19 protein-coding genes and 2 tRNA genes are annotated in these 16,614 nt (G+C 65.3%); 11 read left to right on the plus strand and 10 right to left on the minus strand.

The window, feature by feature from the left end; genetic code table 11:
* Nucleotides 1-23 precede the first annotated feature (23 nt).
* Both QRN63_RS28365 and QRN63_RS28370 read left to right on the plus strand, forming a co-directional pair.
* Nucleotides 24-422, plus strand: a complete 399-nt coding sequence (locus QRN63_RS28365; protein WP_285034457.1) for an MmpS family transport accessory protein — start codon at nt 24-26, stop codon at nt 420-422.
* 20 nt (nt 423-442) lie between these two features.
* A complete protein-coding gene (locus QRN63_RS28370) occupies nt 443-3,283 on the plus strand; it encodes an MMPL/RND family transporter (protein WP_267319810.1) in 2,841 nt (946 codons plus the stop codon).
* Here QRN63_RS28370 and QRN63_RS28375 read toward each other — a convergent pair.
* Both QRN63_RS28375 and QRN63_RS28380 read right to left on the minus strand, forming a co-directional pair.
* Nucleotides 3,280-4,071 carry an MBL fold metallo-hydrolase gene (locus tag QRN63_RS28375; protein WP_285034415.1) on the minus strand — a complete coding sequence of 264 codons (792 nt, stop codon included), beginning with the start codon at nt 4,069-4,071 and terminating at the stop codon, nt 3,280-3,282. The genes QRN63_RS28370 and QRN63_RS28375 overlap by 4 nt on opposite strands.
* Nucleotides 4,068-4,625 (minus strand): ester cyclase, encoded by a 558-nt coding sequence (locus tag QRN63_RS28380; RefSeq protein WP_285034417.1) that lies wholly within the window; start codon nt 4,623-4,625, stop codon nt 4,068-4,070. The genes QRN63_RS28375 and QRN63_RS28380 overlap by 4 nt, the downstream gene beginning before the upstream one ends.
* A 95-nt stretch (nt 4,626-4,720) precedes the next feature.
* On the opposite strand from QRN63_RS28380, the gene QRN63_RS28385 reads away from it, so the two are divergent.
* Nucleotides 4,721-5,404 (plus strand): TetR/AcrR family transcriptional regulator, encoded by a 684-nt coding sequence (locus tag QRN63_RS28385; RefSeq protein ID WP_285034418.1) that lies wholly within the window; start codon nt 4,721-4,723, stop codon nt 5,402-5,404.
* Nucleotides 5,405-5,411: 7 nt separating this feature from the next.
* Nucleotides 5,412-6,749 carry a WS/DGAT/MGAT family O-acyltransferase gene (locus tag QRN63_RS28390; protein WP_285034420.1) on the plus strand — a complete coding sequence of 446 codons (1,338 nt, stop codon included), beginning with the start codon at nt 5,412-5,414 and terminating at the stop codon, nt 6,747-6,749.
* Here QRN63_RS28390 and QRN63_RS28395 read toward each other — a convergent pair.
* Nucleotides 6,704-7,285 (minus strand): DUF308 domain-containing protein, encoded by a 582-nt coding sequence (locus QRN63_RS28395; RefSeq protein WP_285034422.1) that lies wholly within the window; start codon nt 7,283-7,285, stop codon nt 6,704-6,706. The genes QRN63_RS28390 and QRN63_RS28395 overlap by 46 nt on opposite strands.
* 83 nt (nt 7,286-7,368) lie before the next feature.
* On the opposite strand from QRN63_RS28395, the gene QRN63_RS28400 reads away from it, so the two are divergent.
* Nucleotides 7,369-7,923 (plus strand): TetR/AcrR family transcriptional regulator, encoded by a 555-nt coding sequence (locus tag QRN63_RS28400; protein WP_285034424.1) that lies wholly within the window; start codon nt 7,369-7,371, stop codon nt 7,921-7,923.
* 25 nt (nt 7,924-7,948) lie between these two features.
* Here QRN63_RS28400 and QRN63_RS28405 read toward each other — a convergent pair whose 3' ends face one another.
* From QRN63_RS28405 to QRN63_RS28415, 3 genes are all read right to left on the minus strand, one after another.
* On the minus strand, nt 7,949-9,151 hold the full coding sequence (locus tag QRN63_RS28405; RefSeq protein ID WP_285034426.1) for an adenylate/guanylate cyclase domain-containing protein: 1,203 nt from the start codon (nt 9,149-9,151) through the stop codon (nt 7,949-7,951).
* A 99-nt stretch (nt 9,152-9,250) separates the two neighbouring features.
* A tRNA-Arg gene (locus tag QRN63_RS28410) sits at nt 9,251-9,323 on the minus strand.
* A 23-nt stretch (nt 9,324-9,346) separates the two neighbouring features.
* A tRNA-Ser gene (locus QRN63_RS28415) sits at nt 9,347-9,438 on the minus strand.
* A 127-nt stretch (nt 9,439-9,565) separates the two neighbouring features.
* On the opposite strand from QRN63_RS28415, the gene hisC reads away from it, so the two are divergent.
* Nucleotides 9,566-10,624: a histidinol-phosphate transaminase gene (gene hisC / locus QRN63_RS28420; RefSeq protein WP_285034428.1), complete on the plus strand. Its 1,059-nt coding sequence runs from the start codon at nt 9,566-9,568 to the stop codon at nt 10,622-10,624.
* Here hisC and QRN63_RS28425 read toward each other — a convergent pair.
* Nucleotides 10,602-11,156: a TIGR03086 family metal-binding protein gene (locus QRN63_RS28425; protein WP_267319566.1), complete on the minus strand. Its 555-nt coding sequence runs from the start codon at nt 11,154-11,156 to the stop codon at nt 10,602-10,604. The two genes, hisC and QRN63_RS28425, sit on opposite strands and share 23 nt — an antisense overlap.
* 43 nt (nt 11,157-11,199) lie before the next feature.
* Here QRN63_RS28425 and QRN63_RS28430 point away from each other — a divergent pair, with 43 nt between their 5' ends.
* From QRN63_RS28430 to QRN63_RS28445, 4 genes are all read left to right on the plus strand, one after another.
* Nucleotides 11,200-12,021: a crotonase/enoyl-CoA hydratase family protein gene (locus QRN63_RS28430; protein WP_285034431.1), complete on the plus strand. Its 822-nt coding sequence runs from the start codon at nt 11,200-11,202 to the stop codon at nt 12,019-12,021.
* Between the two features lie 6 nt (nt 12,022-12,027).
* On the plus strand, nt 12,028-12,930 hold the full coding sequence (locus QRN63_RS28435) for an undecaprenyl-diphosphate phosphatase (protein ID WP_285034459.1): 903 nt from the start codon (nt 12,028-12,030) through the stop codon (nt 12,928-12,930).
* Between the two features lie 114 nt (nt 12,931-13,044).
* A complete protein-coding gene (locus tag QRN63_RS28440; protein WP_285034433.1) occupies nt 13,045-13,674 on the plus strand; it encodes a hypothetical protein in 630 nt (209 codons plus the stop codon).
* Between the two features lie 30 nt (nt 13,675-13,704).
* Entirely contained in the window at nt 13,705-14,016 is a 312-nt protein-coding gene (locus tag QRN63_RS28445) for a hypothetical protein (RefSeq protein WP_285034435.1), read from the plus strand.
* Here the strand turns inward: QRN63_RS28445 and QRN63_RS28450 are convergent.
* From QRN63_RS28450 to QRN63_RS28460, 3 genes are read right to left on the minus strand one after another with little or no spacing between them, the layout of a single operon-like run.
* A complete protein-coding gene (locus tag QRN63_RS28450) occupies nt 14,013-14,699 on the minus strand; it encodes a sterol desaturase family protein (RefSeq protein ID WP_285034437.1) in 687 nt (228 codons plus the stop codon). The genes QRN63_RS28445 and QRN63_RS28450 overlap by 4 nt on opposite strands.
* A complete protein-coding gene (locus QRN63_RS28455) occupies nt 14,696-15,421 on the minus strand; it encodes a FadR/GntR family transcriptional regulator (protein ID WP_285034439.1) in 726 nt (241 codons plus the stop codon). The genes QRN63_RS28450 and QRN63_RS28455 overlap by 4 nt, the downstream gene beginning before the upstream one ends.
* Before the next feature lie 54 nt (nt 15,422-15,475).
* Complete coding sequence (locus QRN63_RS28460; RefSeq protein ID WP_285034441.1) at nt 15,476-15,940, minus strand: PPOX class F420-dependent oxidoreductase; 465 nt, start codon at nt 15,938-15,940, stop codon at nt 15,476-15,478.
* Nucleotides 15,941-16,091: 151 nt separating this feature from the next.
* On the opposite strand from QRN63_RS28460, the gene QRN63_RS28465 reads away from it, so the two are divergent.
* Complete coding sequence (locus tag QRN63_RS28465) at nt 16,092-16,604, plus strand: OsmC family protein (RefSeq protein ID WP_285034443.1); 513 nt, start codon at nt 16,092-16,094, stop codon at nt 16,602-16,604.
* Nucleotides 16,605-16,614 lie beyond the last annotated feature (10 nt).

Consider the following 16,614-nt stretch of genomic DNA (forward strand, 5'->3'; position numbering starts at 1 on the left):
GAAGAGTCATTGCGCGCGCATGGATGCCCCTGGTGGCGCTGATCGCGATCGGCGTCGGGGTGCTGTGCATGGTCAAGGTCCACGAGTTCTCCGAGCCCGGACCGGTGCTCGCCGTGAACCCGCCGCAGGCACCACCGGAATTCACGCCCAAGACACTGACCTACGAGGTGTTCGGCACTCTGGGCTCTGGCGGACTGTTGTCGTACATCGACATCAGCGGCCACCCGCACAAGGTCGACCTCACCGAACTGCCATGGACCCATACCGAGACCACCACCCTCACCGTCGTCTCCGGCAGCATCTCGGTCCAGGTGCACGGCGGTACCGTCGGCTGCCGGATGAAGGTGAATGACGTTGTCCGCGACGAACAGTCCGACGACCATGGCAATGCCGACGTCGCCTGCCGGGTGAAGTCCGCGTGAGCGAGACCGACACCGCCCCGATCGTTCGTCCCGCCCACAGCGCGACGAAGCGCCCGTTCTTCGCCAGAACCGTTCGCCTCCTGGCCATTCCGATCATCGTCTTCTGGGCCTTGCTCGCGGTGATCACGAATACCTTTGTGCCGAAGATCGAAGACGTCGCCGAGGAACTCGCCGGACCGATGGTGCCGACGTACGCGCCATCGCAGGTGGCGATGCTGACCATCGGCAAGGAATTCCACGAGTCCACCTCCACCAGCCTGACGATGCTGGTCCTGGAGGCCGACCGGGGCCTATCGGAGCAGGACCGCGATTACTACGCCGGCCTGGTCGACACACTCAAGGCCGATCACACGCATGTGCAGTATGTGATGGACACCTGGGGCAAGCCGATCACCGCCGCCGGCGCGCAGAGTCTCGACGGCAAATCCGCCTATGTCCTGCTGCGGCTCGCCGGTGATATCGGGCAGATGGAGGCCAACAACTCCGTCAATGCCGTCAGACACATCGTGAACACGTCCAATCCGCCTGCCGGACTGAAGGTTTATGTCAGCGGCGCGGCCCCGTTGGCAGCCGACACCGTCCTCATCGCCAACTCCAGCCTGAACAACATCACCATCGCGACGATGTTCCTGATCATCTTCATGCTGTTGCTGGTCTACCGCTCGGTCGTCACCATGCTGGTGCCGTTCTTCGGCGTGATCCTGCTGATGCTGTCAGTCAAAGGCGTGATCTCCGCGTTCGGGCACTACGGCTTCATCCCGCTGTCGTCGTTCGCCACCAACATGGTCATCTCGCTGACGCTCGGCGCAGGCACCGACTACGGCATCTTCCTCATCGGCCGATATCACGAGGCCCGATTGAACGGAGAGAGCCGCGAAGACGCGTATTACACCGCGTACAAGGGTGTTTCACACGTCATCATCGGCTCCGGCCTGACCATCGCTGGCGCCTGCGCCTGCCTGACGTTCGCCCGGCTCAACTACTTCCACACCATGGGCCCGGCCGTGGCCGTCAGCATGTTGATCACCATCGCCGGCGCACTGACCATCGGACCGGCATTGCTCAGCGTCGGCAGCCTGTTCGGGCTGTTCGACCCGAAGCTAGCGGTCAAGGCGAAGTTGTACCGGCGCATCGGAACCGCCGTGGTGCGCTGGCCCAAGCCGATCCTGGTGGCCAGTGTCGCGCTCGTCTCGGTCGGTGCGGTGTTCGTGCCGACCTACCGGGTCAGCTACGACGACCGTACCTACCAGCCGTCAGATGCCCCGGCAAATCAGGGTTTTCAAGCCGCCGACCGGCATTTCCCCAAGAGCAAGCTGTTCAGCGAGATGCTGATGGTCCAGTCCGACCACGACATGCGCAACTCTGCAGACTTCATCTCACTGGACCGCGTAGCCAAGGCGTTGATCCGGCTGCCCGGCGTGGCCATGGTGCAGAGCATCACCCGCCCGATGGGCCGGGCGCTCGAACACGCTTCCATCCCTTATCTTTTCACCACGCAGGGCAGCGGCAACGGCCAGCAACTGCCGTTCACCCAGCACAACAATGAAAACACCGCGAAGCAGGCGAAGATCACGGCGCACAGCATCGAGGTGCTGAAGAAGACCGCCGACCTGACGCAGACGCTCGCCGACGAGCTGCACACCACGGTGCTGACCTTGGAAGACATGGAGCAGGTCACCAACGACATGCGTGACGCCGTGGCCAATCTCGACGATTTCATGCGTCCGCTCCGCGCGTACTTCTATTGGGAGCCGCACTGTTTCGACATTCCGGTGTGCTGGTCGTTCCGGTCGTTGTTCGAAATGATCGACAAGGTCGACAATCTGGCTGCTGACATCGGGAATGCGGTCGGCTCATTCCAGGTGATAGACAGCCTGATGCCGCAGATGGTTTCGCTGCTACGACAGACCGTGGCCGACAATCAGCAGCTGCTGGCGCTGATCGTCAACAACTACGGCCCCACCGACATCCAAAACAAGAACACCGACCAGACGTTCGACGACATGATCAACGTCGGCAACGACTTCGACGCCTCACGCAGCGACGACTTCTTCTACATCCCGCACGAGGCATTCGACAACGACGACATCAAAACCGGTATGGCCCTGATGATGTCGCCTGACGGTCATGCCGCCCGGTTCATCGTGACCCATGAAGGCAACGCGATGGGGCCGGAGGGCATCGAGCATGTCGAGCAGTTCCCCGATGCCATCAAGATCGCGCTCAAGGAGACGTCCCTGGCCGGGTCGAAGATCTACATCGGCGGGTCCGGCTCCAACAACCTGGACATCCAGACCTACGCCACGAACGACCTGTTGATCGCGGCCATCGCGGCGTTCGTGCTGATCTTCCTGATCATGATGATCATCACGCGATCCCTGGTGGCCGCCTTGGTGATTCCCGGCACCGTGGCCTTCTCCTACGCCGGCGCGTTCGGGTTGTCAGTCCTCATCTGGCAGCACCTGATCGGACTGCACCTGCACTGGCTGATCCTGCCACTGACGTTCATCGTGCTGGTGGCCGTCGGCTCGGACTACAACCTGCTGCTGGTGGCCCGGCTCAAGGAAGAAGTCCACGCCGGCCTGAACACCGGGCTCATCCGCGCGCTCGGTAGCACTGGCGGCGTCGTGACGTCAGCAGGCCTCGTGTTCGCGTTCACCATGCTGGCCATGCTCTCCAGTGACCTGCGGACCATCGGCCAGATGGGATCGACGGTCTGCATCGGCCTGCTGCTCGACACGTTGGTGGTGCGGTCCTTCATCGTGCCGTGCCTCGTGCGGCTGCTGGGTCCGTGGTTCTGGTGGCCGACGTTCGTCCGGCAGCGGCCGTTGCAGCCGTACAAGCCGGGCGTGATGGTCTAGTCCTCAGCCGCCTGCCAGTACAGCTGCGGATCGTGAGCGTTGACGAGCAGCAGATCCGGTTCACCCGAAGCCCAAACTTCGCACAACCGTTCATGATTGGCCCGCACCCGCTTCCAGTCGAAAGCCACCGAGCGTTCCATCAGGCGCAACGCCCGCGGCGCGCTGCCACTACCGTCGAGCTGGCCGTGGTGATAGAAACTGTCGCCGGCGTGCAGAATCCAGCGGTCCCCGGCGTCGACGGCCACCGCCGCATGCCCACGCGTGTGGCCCGGCAGACTGATCAGCACGATGCCGTCGGCGATCTCGGTGAGTTCCTTGGCGCCGGGGAAACCGCGCCACGACTCGGAGGCCGTAGGTGCATGTTCGACGAACACCGGGCCGTGCGCATGCCCGGCCTGCAGATACCGCTGCTTCTCGACGAGCGTCTTCGGATGCAGCGCCGCGAACGCCTCGGCAGCGGTGAGATGCACCTGCGCCCAAGGGAAATCGGCGAGGCCGCCGATGTGGTCCGCATCGAAGTGCGTCACGACGATGTGCCGCACGTCGCTCGGATCGAACCCCAGTGCGCGAACCTGGTTGATGGCGGCTTCATTCGGGTCGAACACCGGGCGGACGTAGAACCTCGCCGGGCCGAAACGGGAGGCGGGCGACTCGGCGTCCCGCAACCCCAGTCCGGAGTCCACCAGCACCAGACCCGCCGCAGTTTCGAGCAACAGCACGTGACACACGAGTCCGTCGGGGACGAACCGCGGATGCATGGTGCCGCAGTTGAGATGGTGGACTCTCATGTCAGGTCGGCCGGCGGCGTCTCGATGAGTCGGACATCGGGCCGGCTGGACATGGCCAACAACCCCCGCAGCCCGCGGATGACCGTCGGCCAGTTTCGCGGATCCCGCAGATTGAGCCCTCCCACCAGCTGTTTCAGCATCGTCAGGGTGTCGAAGTAGATCCGTTCGGCGACGAGGTTCTCGTTCTCGTCGAACACGAAGTAGGCCGTCATACGGGTGCGATGCCGCGACCCTGTGGCCGGGATGCCACCGAGCGGACCCAAATGCGTTCCCAACAACCAGAATTCGACGATTACCGCATCTGCGCTGTGCCGCAGCGCGATGATCTCGTGGTCCTGATCCGGGAACGCGACCCGGGTGTCGTGGTAATAGCCGCGGACGTCGGCGTCGCCGTCGTGAACCGTCAACGTCGGGATGATCTCGTAGTGCGGGTGCGGGAACGTCGCAAGCACGTCGTCCCAGTCCTGGCGTACCTCGTCGTGAAAATGGTCGAGGACGAGTTTTTCGCGGGCCTGCAGCACCTCAGCAGACGGAATGGCGAAGCGATGCGTCACGAGGGCTCCTGTCCAACTATTTCCACGCCGTGGGATTAATCGAGAGTAATCCCACGGCGTGGAAATTTGCAAGAGTCTGGGCCAGAATGAGCGTCATGAACGCCGCTGCCCCACCCCCTCGCCGTGGGCGGCCGCCGAAGACAGAGACGCAACTGACCCGGTCCGCAATCCGCGAAGCAGCGCTGACGGTGATCGACCGGGAAGGCATCGCCGCACTGAGCATGCGGTCGGTCAGCCGGCTGCTCGGTGTCGACGCGAAAAGCCTTTACCACCATGTCGCCGACAAAGACGACCTCCTCGACGCCGTCGCCGAACTCCTCCTCAGCCAATTGGCGGCACCACAACCGACGGGCGACGTGCGTACTGATCTGAAGGCACTCGCCGATGAATTTCGCCGCGTGACTCTTGCCCACTCAGAGGCAGCACCCCTGGTACTGACCCGCCAGATTTCGACACTGCCCGGGCTCGCGCCGACCGAGGCTGTGCTGTCGGTGCTCCGCCGGGCGGGAGCCGGCCCCGAGCAGGCAGTGCACCTGCTGCGTGTACTGCTTGCGGCATTGGTCGGCATGCTGCTGCGCGAGGTATCCGCGGGGCCCACATTCGGCAGCGACGATGCTTCGGATATGACCCAGCGACAAGACGAACTCGAGCGTTCCGAGCTACCCGAGATAACCGCCGCCGCGCCCTTTCTCGCCCGGTTCGACCGCGACCGAGAATTCGCGTCGGGCGTGGACTTGCTGGTGGATTTCGCCGCGTTCCAGCTGGACCGCCTGACATAGTGCTGCCATGCGGTTGCTGAGTGCTGTCGACACGATGTTCTACCGGATGGAATCCGACCGGACGCCGATGCACATCGGTGCCCTCCTGACATTCCGATTGCCCGACGGCGCCGGCCCGGACTATGTCCGCGGACTCTACGACGCGTTCTCAACTCTGTCGTTCCTGCCGTTCCCGTTCGACAGTCAGGTCGTCGACGGCATCTTCCCCGAATGGCACTCGGTCCAGCCCGACTCGGACTATCACGTCCGCCTGTCGGCACTGCCATATCCGGGGAGCGAAGCCGATCTGGGCAAGCTGGTCGCGCGCTTGCACGCCCACCCACTCGACATGCGTCGCCCGCTGTGGGAGGCGCACTTCATCGAGGGTCTGTCCGGTGGACGGTTCGCCATGTATTTCAAGGCCCACCACTGCGCGGTTGACGGCATGGGCGCGATCAACACCATCAAGAAGTGGCTGAGCACCGAGCCCGACCGCTACGTGCCGCTGTCCGAGGCCGGGCCGAAGGCCGAAGTGCCCGACCGCAACCGGATCGCGTCGGTTGCGTACGAACTGTGGAACCGGACGGCCGACGGCGTCACCGGTTCAGCCGAGCTGGTCAAGAGCCTGGTCGGCATGATCGGCGGCGACAACAGCCACGTGGGTGCCACACTCGGCACGCCGCGCGCGCCGTTCAACGCAACCCTCACACCGCAGCGCCGGCTCGCGGTCGAGGTGCTCGAACTGGGCCGCGTGAAGGCGATCGCCAAGGCCACCGAGACAACCGTCAACGACGTCACGCTCGCCGTGTGCGGCGCGGCCCTGCGCCGCTATCTCGACGAGCAGGGCGAGCTGCCCGACGAGACGCTGACCGCCTCGGTGCCGGTCGGCTGGGAGCGCGACGAAGACACCTTGAACGCGGCAGCAGGATTCGTCTGCCCTTTGGCCACAACGGAATCCGACCCGTTGCAGCGCCTTGCGGTGATCAACGCCTCGACGACGCGCGGCAAGAAGGAACTGCTCGCGATGTCACCGAACGCCTTGAATCACTACACGTTGATGGGCTTGCTACCGCTGACCATCGGCCAGAAAACCGGTGCGCTGACAAAGATTCCGCCGTTGTTCAACCTCACGGTGTCCAACGTGGTCCTGACCAAGGAGCCGCTGTACCTCGGCGGCGCACAGCTGGAGTTGATCGCGCCGGTCTCGTTCCTGTGTGACGGCTACGGCCTGAACATCACGCTGGTCGGCTACACCGACAAGGTCATCCTCGGGTTCGTCGGCTGCCGCGACACCATGCCACATCTGCAGCGTCTGGCGGTCTACTCGCGCGAGGCGCTCGACGAACTGGAGCAGGCCGCCGCCTGACGGCGCGTATCGCTGACGGCCAGCCATACCGCCGAGACCAGGAAGTAGAACGCGCCGAAGGCGGCGTAGGGAACGATCACGGTGATGCGCGGAACCTCGGGCGCATTCGCCTGGACGAGAAACATCACGCCCGCCAATGTCGACTGGACACCGCTGAGCATCATGGGCCACTGTGCCCCATGGCTTTTCCAGCGCCGCACCGCGGTCGCGAGTTGAAGAAGACCCGCCAGAGCCGCCCAAATACCGAACACCCCTAGCACCGCATTCATGCTCGCGGCCAGTGCGACGGCGACGGCGCAGGTCGTGACTACGCTGACGACGGCGTTCAGAGCCTGAGTGGGATTGCGCGTGACTCCGCCATTGCGTTGTGCGTCAACGAGATTGGCGACCGCATCCCACGCTGGATAGAGCAGAAGCAGCGCGCCGATCACGGCACCGATGCCATTGGCCGCGGCACTTGCGGCAGCGATCCAGATGAGTGAGAACGCCGCTCGAGTGAAGTAATAGCGTTTGAGCCACGCGTTGTCTTCGCTCATACGCGGTGCCTCGCGAGTCGTCTCCGTCATTTTCAAGCTCCCGCCAGCTCCGTAGTCGATCGACTAAACGGTAGATTAGTCGAATGACTAAGGCAAGCGGTGCGAAGGACGACCCCGGTGCACGCATCCGCCCGGTCGTGCTGTCCCACGCGGCCGACTTGTTCGCCGAACGAGGCCCGGCGGCGACGTCGCTTCGCGATATCGCGAACAGTTCGGGGATCAACGCCGGGTTGATCTTTCGCTATATCGGCAACAAGGAAGCCATTGTGGCGTCCGTCCTCGCTTACCTTGCCGACGACCTGGTGGCCGCACGCGACGCGGACGCCTCACCCGAGCTGATCGAAGCCCACGCCGAACGCAACTGGAAGGTGATCGCCCGTACGCTGCTGGACGGGTTCGACATCGGGCAGCTGCAACACCACTTCCCGAACGTCGAGCAACTCGTCGCGGCGGCCCGGGAACAGCACGGCGACGAGCACGCCGCACGCGTAGCCACCGCGGACGCGCTGGCACTCCAGCTGGGTTGGCGATTGTTCGGGCCATTTCTCAGGGCCGCGACGGGGCTCACCGACCGAGACGCCGGCCCCGCCGAAGACATCAATGTTTCGATCACTGCCCGACTGCGCGATCCCCGATGACCCGGCATCCGCAGACCGATCCGGGTCAGTGCGTTGCAGGGTCCCGCCGGCCGACCAGGTACCAGGTACGCATTGCACCCTTCCCCTTGACGTCGACCATCCCCCGCTCCTCGAGCACGAAAGCGTCCTTGAGACGCTCATAGACGTTCTGCGGCACCTGAATTCGGCCGACGACGTCGGTGCTCTCCATCCGCGCGGCGACATTGACCGCGTCGCCCCAGACGTCGTAGAAGAATTTCCGCGCGCCGACGACCCCGGCGACCACCGGGCCGGTGGCCAAGCCGATCCGCAGCGGCACCGACTGCCCCTTCGGGTCCGTCAGCGCGGCAACCGCTTCTACCATCTCCAGCGCCAGGACGGCCAGCGCTTCGAGGTGGTCGCGCCGCAGCTCGGGCACCCCGCTGACGACCATGTACGAGTCACCACTGGTCTTGATCTTCTCAAGGCCATGGCGGTCGACGAGCGTGTCCAGTCGGGTGTAGAGACCGTCCAGAAACCTGACCAGCTCAGTGGGCGTGGAATCGCTTGCGCGCTGGGTGAATCCGGCGATATCGGCGAACAGCACCGAGGCGTCGTCGTACCGGTCGGCGATGACGTCGCGGTGTGGGTCCTTCAACCGTTGCGCGACCTTCGCCGGCAGGATGTTGGCCAGCAGGGACTCCGAGCGTTCATACTCGTCTGCCAAAGCGCTTTCGGCGCGGTCGATTTCACGCATCGCGTACCAGATGGTCGCGACCACCAGCACCCACGAGGAAACGACCGAGGTGACGAACCCGATGGTCGTCGCCCAGCGCGGCTGAACCCCGGTGTCGACGGGCACCAGGAACTGCAACGCAATGATGATCGCAGCGCCTACCGCTGCCACCGTCGAGGCCACGACAATGTGCTCGACCCCCAGCACCAGAACGATCAACGACGCGGCGACCAGGAAGTACAGCTGCTGCCCGGAACCCCGTCCCACATAGACCGTCACGAGAGTCGTCAGGAAGTACGCGATGCCGATGAAGGTCAACGGCGCGGGCAGCTCACCGAACCGGTACAGCCTCGGGATCACCAGATAGATCGGAGCGCACAGGACCGCCAGGCCCCCGATCCAGACGCCCGCCTCGCCGGCGAACATCGACAACGTGCCGAGGAACGCGGCGACCACGGCGCCGATCCGGGCGGCCACGATCAGCACCCGTCGACGACGCGCCAGGCTCTCCGCGGACGAAGCCCCTGGCGACATGAGCCGGAGCCTATCGCTGGACGTGCGCGTCACCGGGCGAATCGAGCGCCCCGGATACGACTACAGGCCAGGAGCGCTGCTCCTGGCCTGTAGTGATTGTGCGCCCGAAGGGATTCGAACCCCTAACCTTCTGATCCGTAGTCAGATGCTCTATCCGTTGAGCTACGGGCGCATGGATACAACTATTCAGTTATGTGGCGGAGGCGAGAGGATTTGAACCTCCGGTCCCCTGTAAGGGGGACAACTCATTAGCAGTGAGTCCCATTCGGCCGCTCTGGCACGCCTCCTGAACGCTCCGAGGTTACCGGGCTCTTGCACCCCGGAACCGCCGAGGGCATACGGTACACAGTCAACACCGCGAAAGGCAAAAGGCGACGCCAGAGCGTCATCTGCCCGACACCTAGACTGTCCCGGGTGACCGCCCGCCTGCGCCCCGAGATGGACGCTCTGCCCGCCTACACCCCCGGCCGTACGGTGCCCGGCGCCATCAAGATCGCCAGCAACGAGACCGTCGATGGCCCGCTGCCCAGCGTCCGCGAGGCCATCGTCAAAGCGATGGACAACATCAACCGCTACCCGGACAACGGCTACGCGGCGTTGCGCGAGCGACTGGCCGCCTACGTCGGGTTCGCGCCCAACCAGATCTCGGTGGGCTGCGGGTCGGTGAGCCTGTGCCAGCAGCTCATCCAGATCACTGCCTCCGTGGGCGACGAGGTGCTGTTCGCCTGGCGCAGCTTCGAGATCTACCCGCTGCAGGTCCGCACTGCCGGCGCCACGCCCATCCCGGTCCCGCTCGTCGATCACAAGCACGACCTGGACGCGATGCTGGCCGCCATCACCGACCGCACCCGGCTGATCTTCGTCTGCAACCCCAACAACCCGACCTCGACGGTCGTCGACCCTGCCAAGCTGGCCGAGTTCGTCGCCAAGGTCCCGCCGCACATCCTGGTCGTCCTGGACGAGGCGTACGTCGAGTACATCCGCGACGGCCTGCTGCCGGACAGCCTGGCGTTGGTGCGCAAGCACCCGAACGTCGTGGTTCTGCGCACCTTCTCGAAGGCCTACGGGCTGGCCGGCCTGCGGATCGGCTACGCCGTCGCCCACGAGGACATCGTCACGGCCCTGGGCAAGGTGTACGTGCCGTTCACGGCGACCAGCGTCAGCCAGGCCGCGGCCATCGCGTGCCTGGACGCCGCCGACGAACTGCTGGCCCGCACCGACGCCGTTGTGGCCGAACGAGCCCGCGTCAGCGCGGCACTGCGCGACGCCGGCTTCGAGCTACCCGACTCGCAGGCCAACTTCGTCTGGCTGCCCCTGAGCCCCGACGACACCGTCGATTTCGTCGACGCGGCCGCAGACAACAAGCTGCTGGTGCGGCCCTACGGCCAGGAGGGCGTGCGCGTCACTGTCACGGTGCCGCACGAGAACGACCTGTTCCTGGACTTCGCCGTCAGTTGGCGCGGCGGCCGGTGAAGCCGATCAGCTGATCGAGCGGGCCGGCGTCGGCCGGAACCTCGACGGGATCGTCGAACCCGACGGCGGCGCGCGCCGCGGGGCTGATTGCCGCCTGGGTGATGCCCAGCACGTACTCGGCCAGGTCGTGCGGGGCATCCACCTTGCGCCCGACGGCGGTGGCGTAGTCCCAGGCATGAACGAGAAATTCGAGCGGCAGGATGCCCGCGATCTGCACGGCCGGCATCTCGCCCGGCCCGGCCGCGACGGTGCCCTCCAGCCCTCTGCTGCGCCACGCCGCCAGGGCGGGCCGCGCCGCGGCAGTCACCTGGTCGATGATCGGCGCGGCGGCGTCACGTTCGGGCAGCTGCGCGCCCGCGATGCCGCCGATAACCGTGATCGAGTTCATCAAGTGGTCAGTGAGGGCTGCCACATCGAACTTCGTGCACGGCGTCTGCCGCGTCGCGTCGTCGGGCCCGAGACCCGCGAGCACCTGCTCGAGCACATCCAGGCTGGCCTCGCCGGCCTCGATCACATCGGACGGAATCCCCATGGTCGAGACGCTACGCCCAGGTTCACCGGCTAGCCTGCCGATCATGGGTGAAACCTATGAATCTCTATCGATCGAGATCGACGACCATGTCGCGCAGGTGACACTGCTCGGCCCCGGCAAGGGCAACGCCATGGGCCCGGCCTTCTGGGCCGAGCTGCCGGTGGCCTTCGCCGCCCTGGACGCCGACCCCGACGTGCGCGCCATCGTGCTCACCGGATCGGGCCGCCACTTCAGCTACGGGCTGGATCTGCCCGCCATGGGCGGCATGCTGGCGCCGATGCTGGGTGGCGGGCTGGCCAAGGAGCGGGCCGAGTTCCACACCATGGTGCGCGGCATGCAGAACGCGATCACCGCCGTCGCCGACTGTCGTACCCCGACCATCGCCTCGATCCAGGGCTGGTGCATCGGCGGTGGCGTCGACCTGATCTCCGCCGTGGACATCCGCTACGCCAGCGCCGACGCCAAGTTCTCGGTGCGCGAGGTCAAGCTGGCCATCGTCGCCGATGTCGGTTCGCTGGCCCGGCTGCCGCTGATCCTGAACGACGGCCACCTGCGCGAACTTGCATTGACGGGCAAGGACATCGACGCCGCGCGCGCCGAGAAGATCGGCCTGGTGAACGACGTCTTCGCCGACGCCGAGGCCGCCCTGGCCGCCGCGCACGAGACCGCCCGTGAAATCGCCGCCAACCCGCCGCTGACAGTGCAGGGGGTCAAGGACGTGCTGGATGAGCAACGCACGGAACGGGTTTCGGCCAGCCTGCGGTACGTGGCCGCCTGGAACTCGGCGTTCATCGCGTCGAAGGACCTGAGTGAGGGCATCACCGCCATGTTCGAAAAGCGCGCGCCCGAGTTCAAGGGCGAGTAAGGGTCAATTGCCTTGAGCCTCAACTACATCGAAGCGATCGTGGTCGGTGCGTTCCAAGGAGTCACCGAACTGTTCCCGGTGTCGAGCCTGGGCCACTCGATCCTGGTGCCGGCTCTGGTCGGGGGTCAATGGGCCCAGGATCTGAGCATGACGGCCGAGAAGTCGCCGTACCTCGCGTTCCTGGTCGCCGTGCACGTCGCGACTGCCGTGGCGCTGCTGGTGTTCTTCTGGAAGGACTGGGTCGCGGTGATCGGCGGGCTGGTCACGTCGATCAAGAATCGCAAGATCACCACGTCCGCCGAGCGCCTCGCGTGGCTGCTGATCCTGTCGACCATCCCGGTCGGTATCGCCGGGCTGGCGCTGGATCATGCACTGCGCACGACGTTGGGCAAGCCGGTGCCGGCCGCGGCCTTCCTGGCGATCAACGGCGTCGTTCTCTTTGCGGGCGAACGGCTTCGGCGTCGAACGGCGTCGGCCGTACCCGCCGCCGCGCATTCGGAAGGCCTCAACGACTCCGACGAGCGCCTCGCCCGCCTGCCGATCCCGGAGGCCATGGGCATCGGCGCCGCCCAGATTCTGGCGCTACTGCCCGGCATCAGCCGGTCCGGCGCGACCATGGTCGCCGGCGTGCTGCGCGGGCTGTCCCACGAAGACGCCGCGCGGTTCTCGTTCCTGTTGGCGACGCCGGTGATCCTGGCCGCGGGGGCCCTCAAGATTCCGGAGCTGTTCGGCCCGGCCGGGGACGGCATCGGCGGACAGGTGCTGGCCGGCAGCGCGGCAGCGTTCGTCGCGGCCTATCTGTCGGTGCGGTTCCTGGTGAAGTACTTCGAGACCCGCACGCTCACACCCTTCGCGATCTACTGCATGGTCGCAGGTCTGGGCAGTCTCGCCTGGCTGACGCTGCACTGAGCGAGGTCGCGTCCCTCCACCTTGAGACGAATTGCCCTGGTTGTAACCCGGATGCCTATCTGTCAGTGGCAGCCAACCCCACGGCAATTCGTCTCAAGGTGAAAGAAAACCGCAGTGCTCCAACTCAATCGCGCCCACATCGCCACCCTCGTGGTTGCGGGAACCGCCCTCGCGTTCCTCGTCGCCTGTTCCAATAGCGACACCGCGAAACCAGCACCCACCCTCGACCCCGTCACCTCACCCGCGCCTGCCAAGCTGACGAGCGCGGACTTCATGCCTGTATGCCAGGGCGCAACACAATCACGTGCGACCGGCTACAACCCGGATGCACCGTCCCACAAGACGATTCTGTTCACCCCGCTGAATCACGGACTCGTCGAGGACACCAGCACCCTGCCGTCGGACTGGACAGTGCAGTTCGACGCCAATCGCGATACCTATGCCGCCATCGACATCGTGGTGTGCGTCGAGACCAAAGACGAACAGTCCGTCAAAGACTGCACGGGCTACCAGGACAACGGACACTCGACCGCCAACAAAGTCGACCTTCGGGCCACCTCATACACCGTCACGGTCCGGGTGGCTGCGACCGGGAAAGAGCTCGGCAGCACCGAATTGTCCGGTACGGACACCACCTGCCCGATGTTCATGTCTTTCGACGACGACACGCAGACCAAGCCGTACAACGTGCCGCCGCCCAAGGATGACGTCGTCACCTTCGTAAAGCAGTTCGTCCAGCCCTGAAACCTTCAGCAGCACAATCGGAGTACTCGCATGCCCAAAATCAGCCGGGCGGCCGTCGTCGCTGCCATGGGAGTCCTCATCGCGTCGGCAACAGCCTTCGCCGGATCCGCCAACGCGGTCGGCGGCCCCGGCGGCTTCGGCAACGCACAGGACACCATCAATGCGCTTCAGGCGCAAGGGTTTACCGTGTTTCTCAATGGCGCCGCGGTCTACCCCCTGTCGGGGTGCAAGGTCCTCGGAATCGAGGGGCTGCACAACGATAACGTCGATTCCTCGGGCGCCATCATCGACCGCACGAAATTCACCCCGGTATGGGTCGACATCTCGTGCAAGGGCGGCTAATTCAGCGACCCGTGCAGGTTCTTCGCGGTGGGGCTGGTCTCGACGGTCGCGGGGTCCGGGTAGGTGCCGAGCACTCGGTCCGAGATGCCCGACGTGGTGACCGAGAACCAGTAGTGCTCGTTCTTGAAATGGTGCTGCCGATGATTGCGCCAGACAGCCTTGTACAACCGCGTGCGCGGTTTGTAATCGGTGTGCACCAGATAGTGCACCCACTCGTAGCCCAGCAGCGTCAGCGCCCCGACCACCATGAAGGACAGCGTGCCTGTCAGCGGGGTACCGACGAGAACGCCGATGCCGAGTGGCGCCGCAACGCCCAGGATCGCCAGCGCCCAGGGCAGGCTCCGCGTGGGGATGAACACGAGATCGACATCACGGGGGTCTGCGTGATGCCGCCGATGATCGCGGGCGAGCCGCGTGTCCAGCCTGACCGGCCCGAGATCGCGTGGCTTCCAGTGCAATACGAACACATGGATCACCCACTCGATGAACGGGAGCAGCGCCAGCACGGCCACTGGTATCCAGATTTCACGAATAGCAAAGCCACCCAATGCGATTCGAGCGGCAAGTGCACCGACCAGATACGTCAGGATCATCCACGGCGTCGGATGGCGCCAGAACTCGCGAGCGGCCTGGCGAAGGGTCACGCCCCGAGCGCGGGTGGTGGTGGCGCGAGCCGTGGTCATGCCTTCTCCATCTCGTCGAGAAATCCGCCGAGGACGACGGTCGCGCCGCCCAATACCGTTGCCGCTGCACGTCGAGCCGCGGCGCCGTCGCCCGCGGTGACAGCCGCCGCGAGATCGCGGTACAGGGCGGCTGGTTCGGCTGCGGCCACAGCATCGGCCACCACGGTGAGCATCGGTTCGTACACCCGCCGCATGCCGTTGTAGATCAGCGTCATCGCAATCGAATCCGCCCCGCGCACAAGACATCCCCAGAAGGCGAGCGCCGCCTGCTGCTGCTCGGCTCCAGATTGCGCACCGTCGATATCCTCGAGCACCTGCGTCAGCGCTTCCCCGAGCCCCGCCCCCGACCGTGCCGCGGCCCGCTCGGCGATCCATGGCCCGAGGTACTCCCGCACCTCGAGCACACTGCGCACCACGGACGGATTCACCACCGCGCCGTCGGGCACGTCGACCAGCAGATGCGGCAGCAGGTCGAGGCCGCCGGTGAGCATGATGTCGTTGACGACGGCGCCGTCACCCTGCCGGACATCGAGATGGCCCGATGCGACGAGGCGCTGGATCGCCTCGCGCACCACAGGCCGCGAAACACCCAGCACCTCGGCCAGTTTGCGCTCACTCGGCAGGCGGGATCCCGGCGGCTGGGCGCCGGCGACGAGCTGCCTGAGCAGCTGGTCGTGCACCTCGTCCGCTGCCGAGCGCCGCTTGATCGACGTCAACTCCATGACGACGACAGTAACCCACCAAAGGTAAGAGGTCTAGTGGTATTACCAATTACGCTAAGTCGTCGGCGCAGGCGTGATCTCGATGTAGGCCATGGGAATGGCGAAGGCGGAGCTGCTCTTGTCGAGGGTCCGCTCGAACAGCTTCATTGCCGGCGACCAGTTCGCGGCGATCACGGCGTCGGCGTGTGCGTGCTCGGCCTCCGGGAGGATGCGGGCGACGCCGGCGGCCGGCTGGCCCGTCGGCTTGCCCCGCAGGTTGCACAGCACCACGACCACGCGGGGATCGTTGCGTAGCCGCTTCACCTTCCCCGTGGACGCGTCGGTGCGGACGTACAACTTCCCGTCGGCGACACCGTGATTGATCGGGCTCGGCATGGCCTCACCGGACCGTTTGAACGTGATCAGCACGATCTGCCGCGCCCGGTCGAAGCCGGCGAAATCGGTGGCAGTCGGCTCCCCGATGTCGAAGGCCTCCCGGTGCCGCAGTTTGTCCATGCCCCGAAACATCAACTTGCTCATGGCCGTAACGGCATTACTGGGCATCTTCTCGTCCGATCACTCTGACAATGGCAGCCACTGCGCCGTCATGACCGAAAGCCTAATCCGGAAGTTGAATTCACCGTGGGCACAACGGTCGATCCCCGACGTCGGCGCAAATAACGTCGCCCGGGTGAGTGCTTCCGTGACTTCCCTCAACGCGATCACCAACGCCACCCGGGCGGTCGTCGCCGACAATCCCGCCGCGGCCACCGTGGTGTTCAAGGCCTCGGCTCAGCCGGAAGGCACCGTCGGCAGCGAGATCTCCCTCGGCAAGTACCGAGTCCACGTCGACGAGCCACCCGCACTCGGCGGGCAGCACACAGCACCCAATCCGGTGGAGTACTACCTGGCATCACTGCTGTCGTGCCAGGTGGTCACTTACCGATTCTGGGCCGAGCGGCTCGGTATCCAGGTGGATTCCCTCAGCGCGAGCGCGGAAGGCGACCTCGATGTGCGCGGCTTCTTCGGCCTCGACGACACCGTCCGCCCCGGCTTCCAACAGATTCGGGTCACGGTCAACGTCTCCGGACCGGAGACCGACGAGCGGTACCGCGAACTGCAAGCAGCGGTGGACGCGCACTGCCCGGTACTGGACCTGACGACGGGGGCGACGCCGGTAAATACCCAGCTGATCACTGGTTGACCGATAGATT

This window comes from Mycolicibacterium sp. lyk4-40-TYG-92, from assembly GCF_030209435.1.
In the GTDB taxonomy this organism is placed as follows: domain Bacteria; phylum Actinomycetota; class Actinomycetes; order Mycobacteriales; family Mycobacteriaceae; genus Mycobacterium.

Excerpts from the sequence above, each read along its gene's own strand:
- QRN63_RS28365 (WP_285034457.1), top strand. The coding sequence starts at position 24 with ATGCCCCTGGTGGCGCTGATCGCGATCGGCGTCGGGGTGCTGTGCATG.
- QRN63_RS28375 (WP_285034415.1), bottom strand. The coding sequence starts at position 4,071 with ATGAGAGTCCACCATCTCAACTGCGGCACCATGCATCCGCGGTTCGTC.
- QRN63_RS28385 (WP_285034418.1), top strand. The coding sequence starts at position 4,721 with ATGAACGCCGCTGCCCCACCCCCTCGCCGTGGGCGGCCGCCGAAGACA.
- QRN63_RS28390 (WP_285034420.1), top strand. The coding sequence starts at position 5,412 with ATGCGGTTGCTGAGTGCTGTCGACACGATGTTCTACCGGATGGAATCC.
- QRN63_RS28395 (WP_285034422.1), bottom strand. The coding sequence starts at position 7,285 with ATGAGCGAAGACAACGCGTGGCTCAAACGCTATTACTTCACTCGAGCG.
- QRN63_RS28400 (WP_285034424.1), top strand. The coding sequence starts at position 7,369 with ATGACTAAGGCAAGCGGTGCGAAGGACGACCCCGGTGCACGCATCCGC.
- QRN63_RS28405 (WP_285034426.1), bottom strand. The coding sequence starts at position 9,151 with ATGTCGCCAGGGGCTTCGTCCGCGGAGAGCCTGGCGCGTCGTCGACGG.
- QRN63_RS28425 (WP_267319566.1), bottom strand. The coding sequence starts at position 11,156 with ATGGGGATTCCGTCCGATGTGATCGAGGCCGGCGAGGCCAGCCTGGAT.
- QRN63_RS28430 (WP_285034431.1), top strand. The coding sequence starts at position 11,200 with ATGGGTGAAACCTATGAATCTCTATCGATCGAGATCGACGACCATGTC.
- QRN63_RS28445 (WP_285034435.1), top strand. The coding sequence starts at position 13,705 with ATGCCCAAAATCAGCCGGGCGGCCGTCGTCGCTGCCATGGGAGTCCTC.
- QRN63_RS28450 (WP_285034437.1), bottom strand. The coding sequence starts at position 14,699 with ATGACCACGGCTCGCGCCACCACCACCCGCGCTCGGGGCGTGACCCTT.
- QRN63_RS28455 (WP_285034439.1), bottom strand. The coding sequence starts at position 15,421 with ATGGAGTTGACGTCGATCAAGCGGCGCTCGGCAGCGGACGAGGTGCAC.
- QRN63_RS28460 (WP_285034441.1), bottom strand. The coding sequence starts at position 15,940 with ATGAGCAAGTTGATGTTTCGGGGCATGGACAAACTGCGGCACCGGGAG.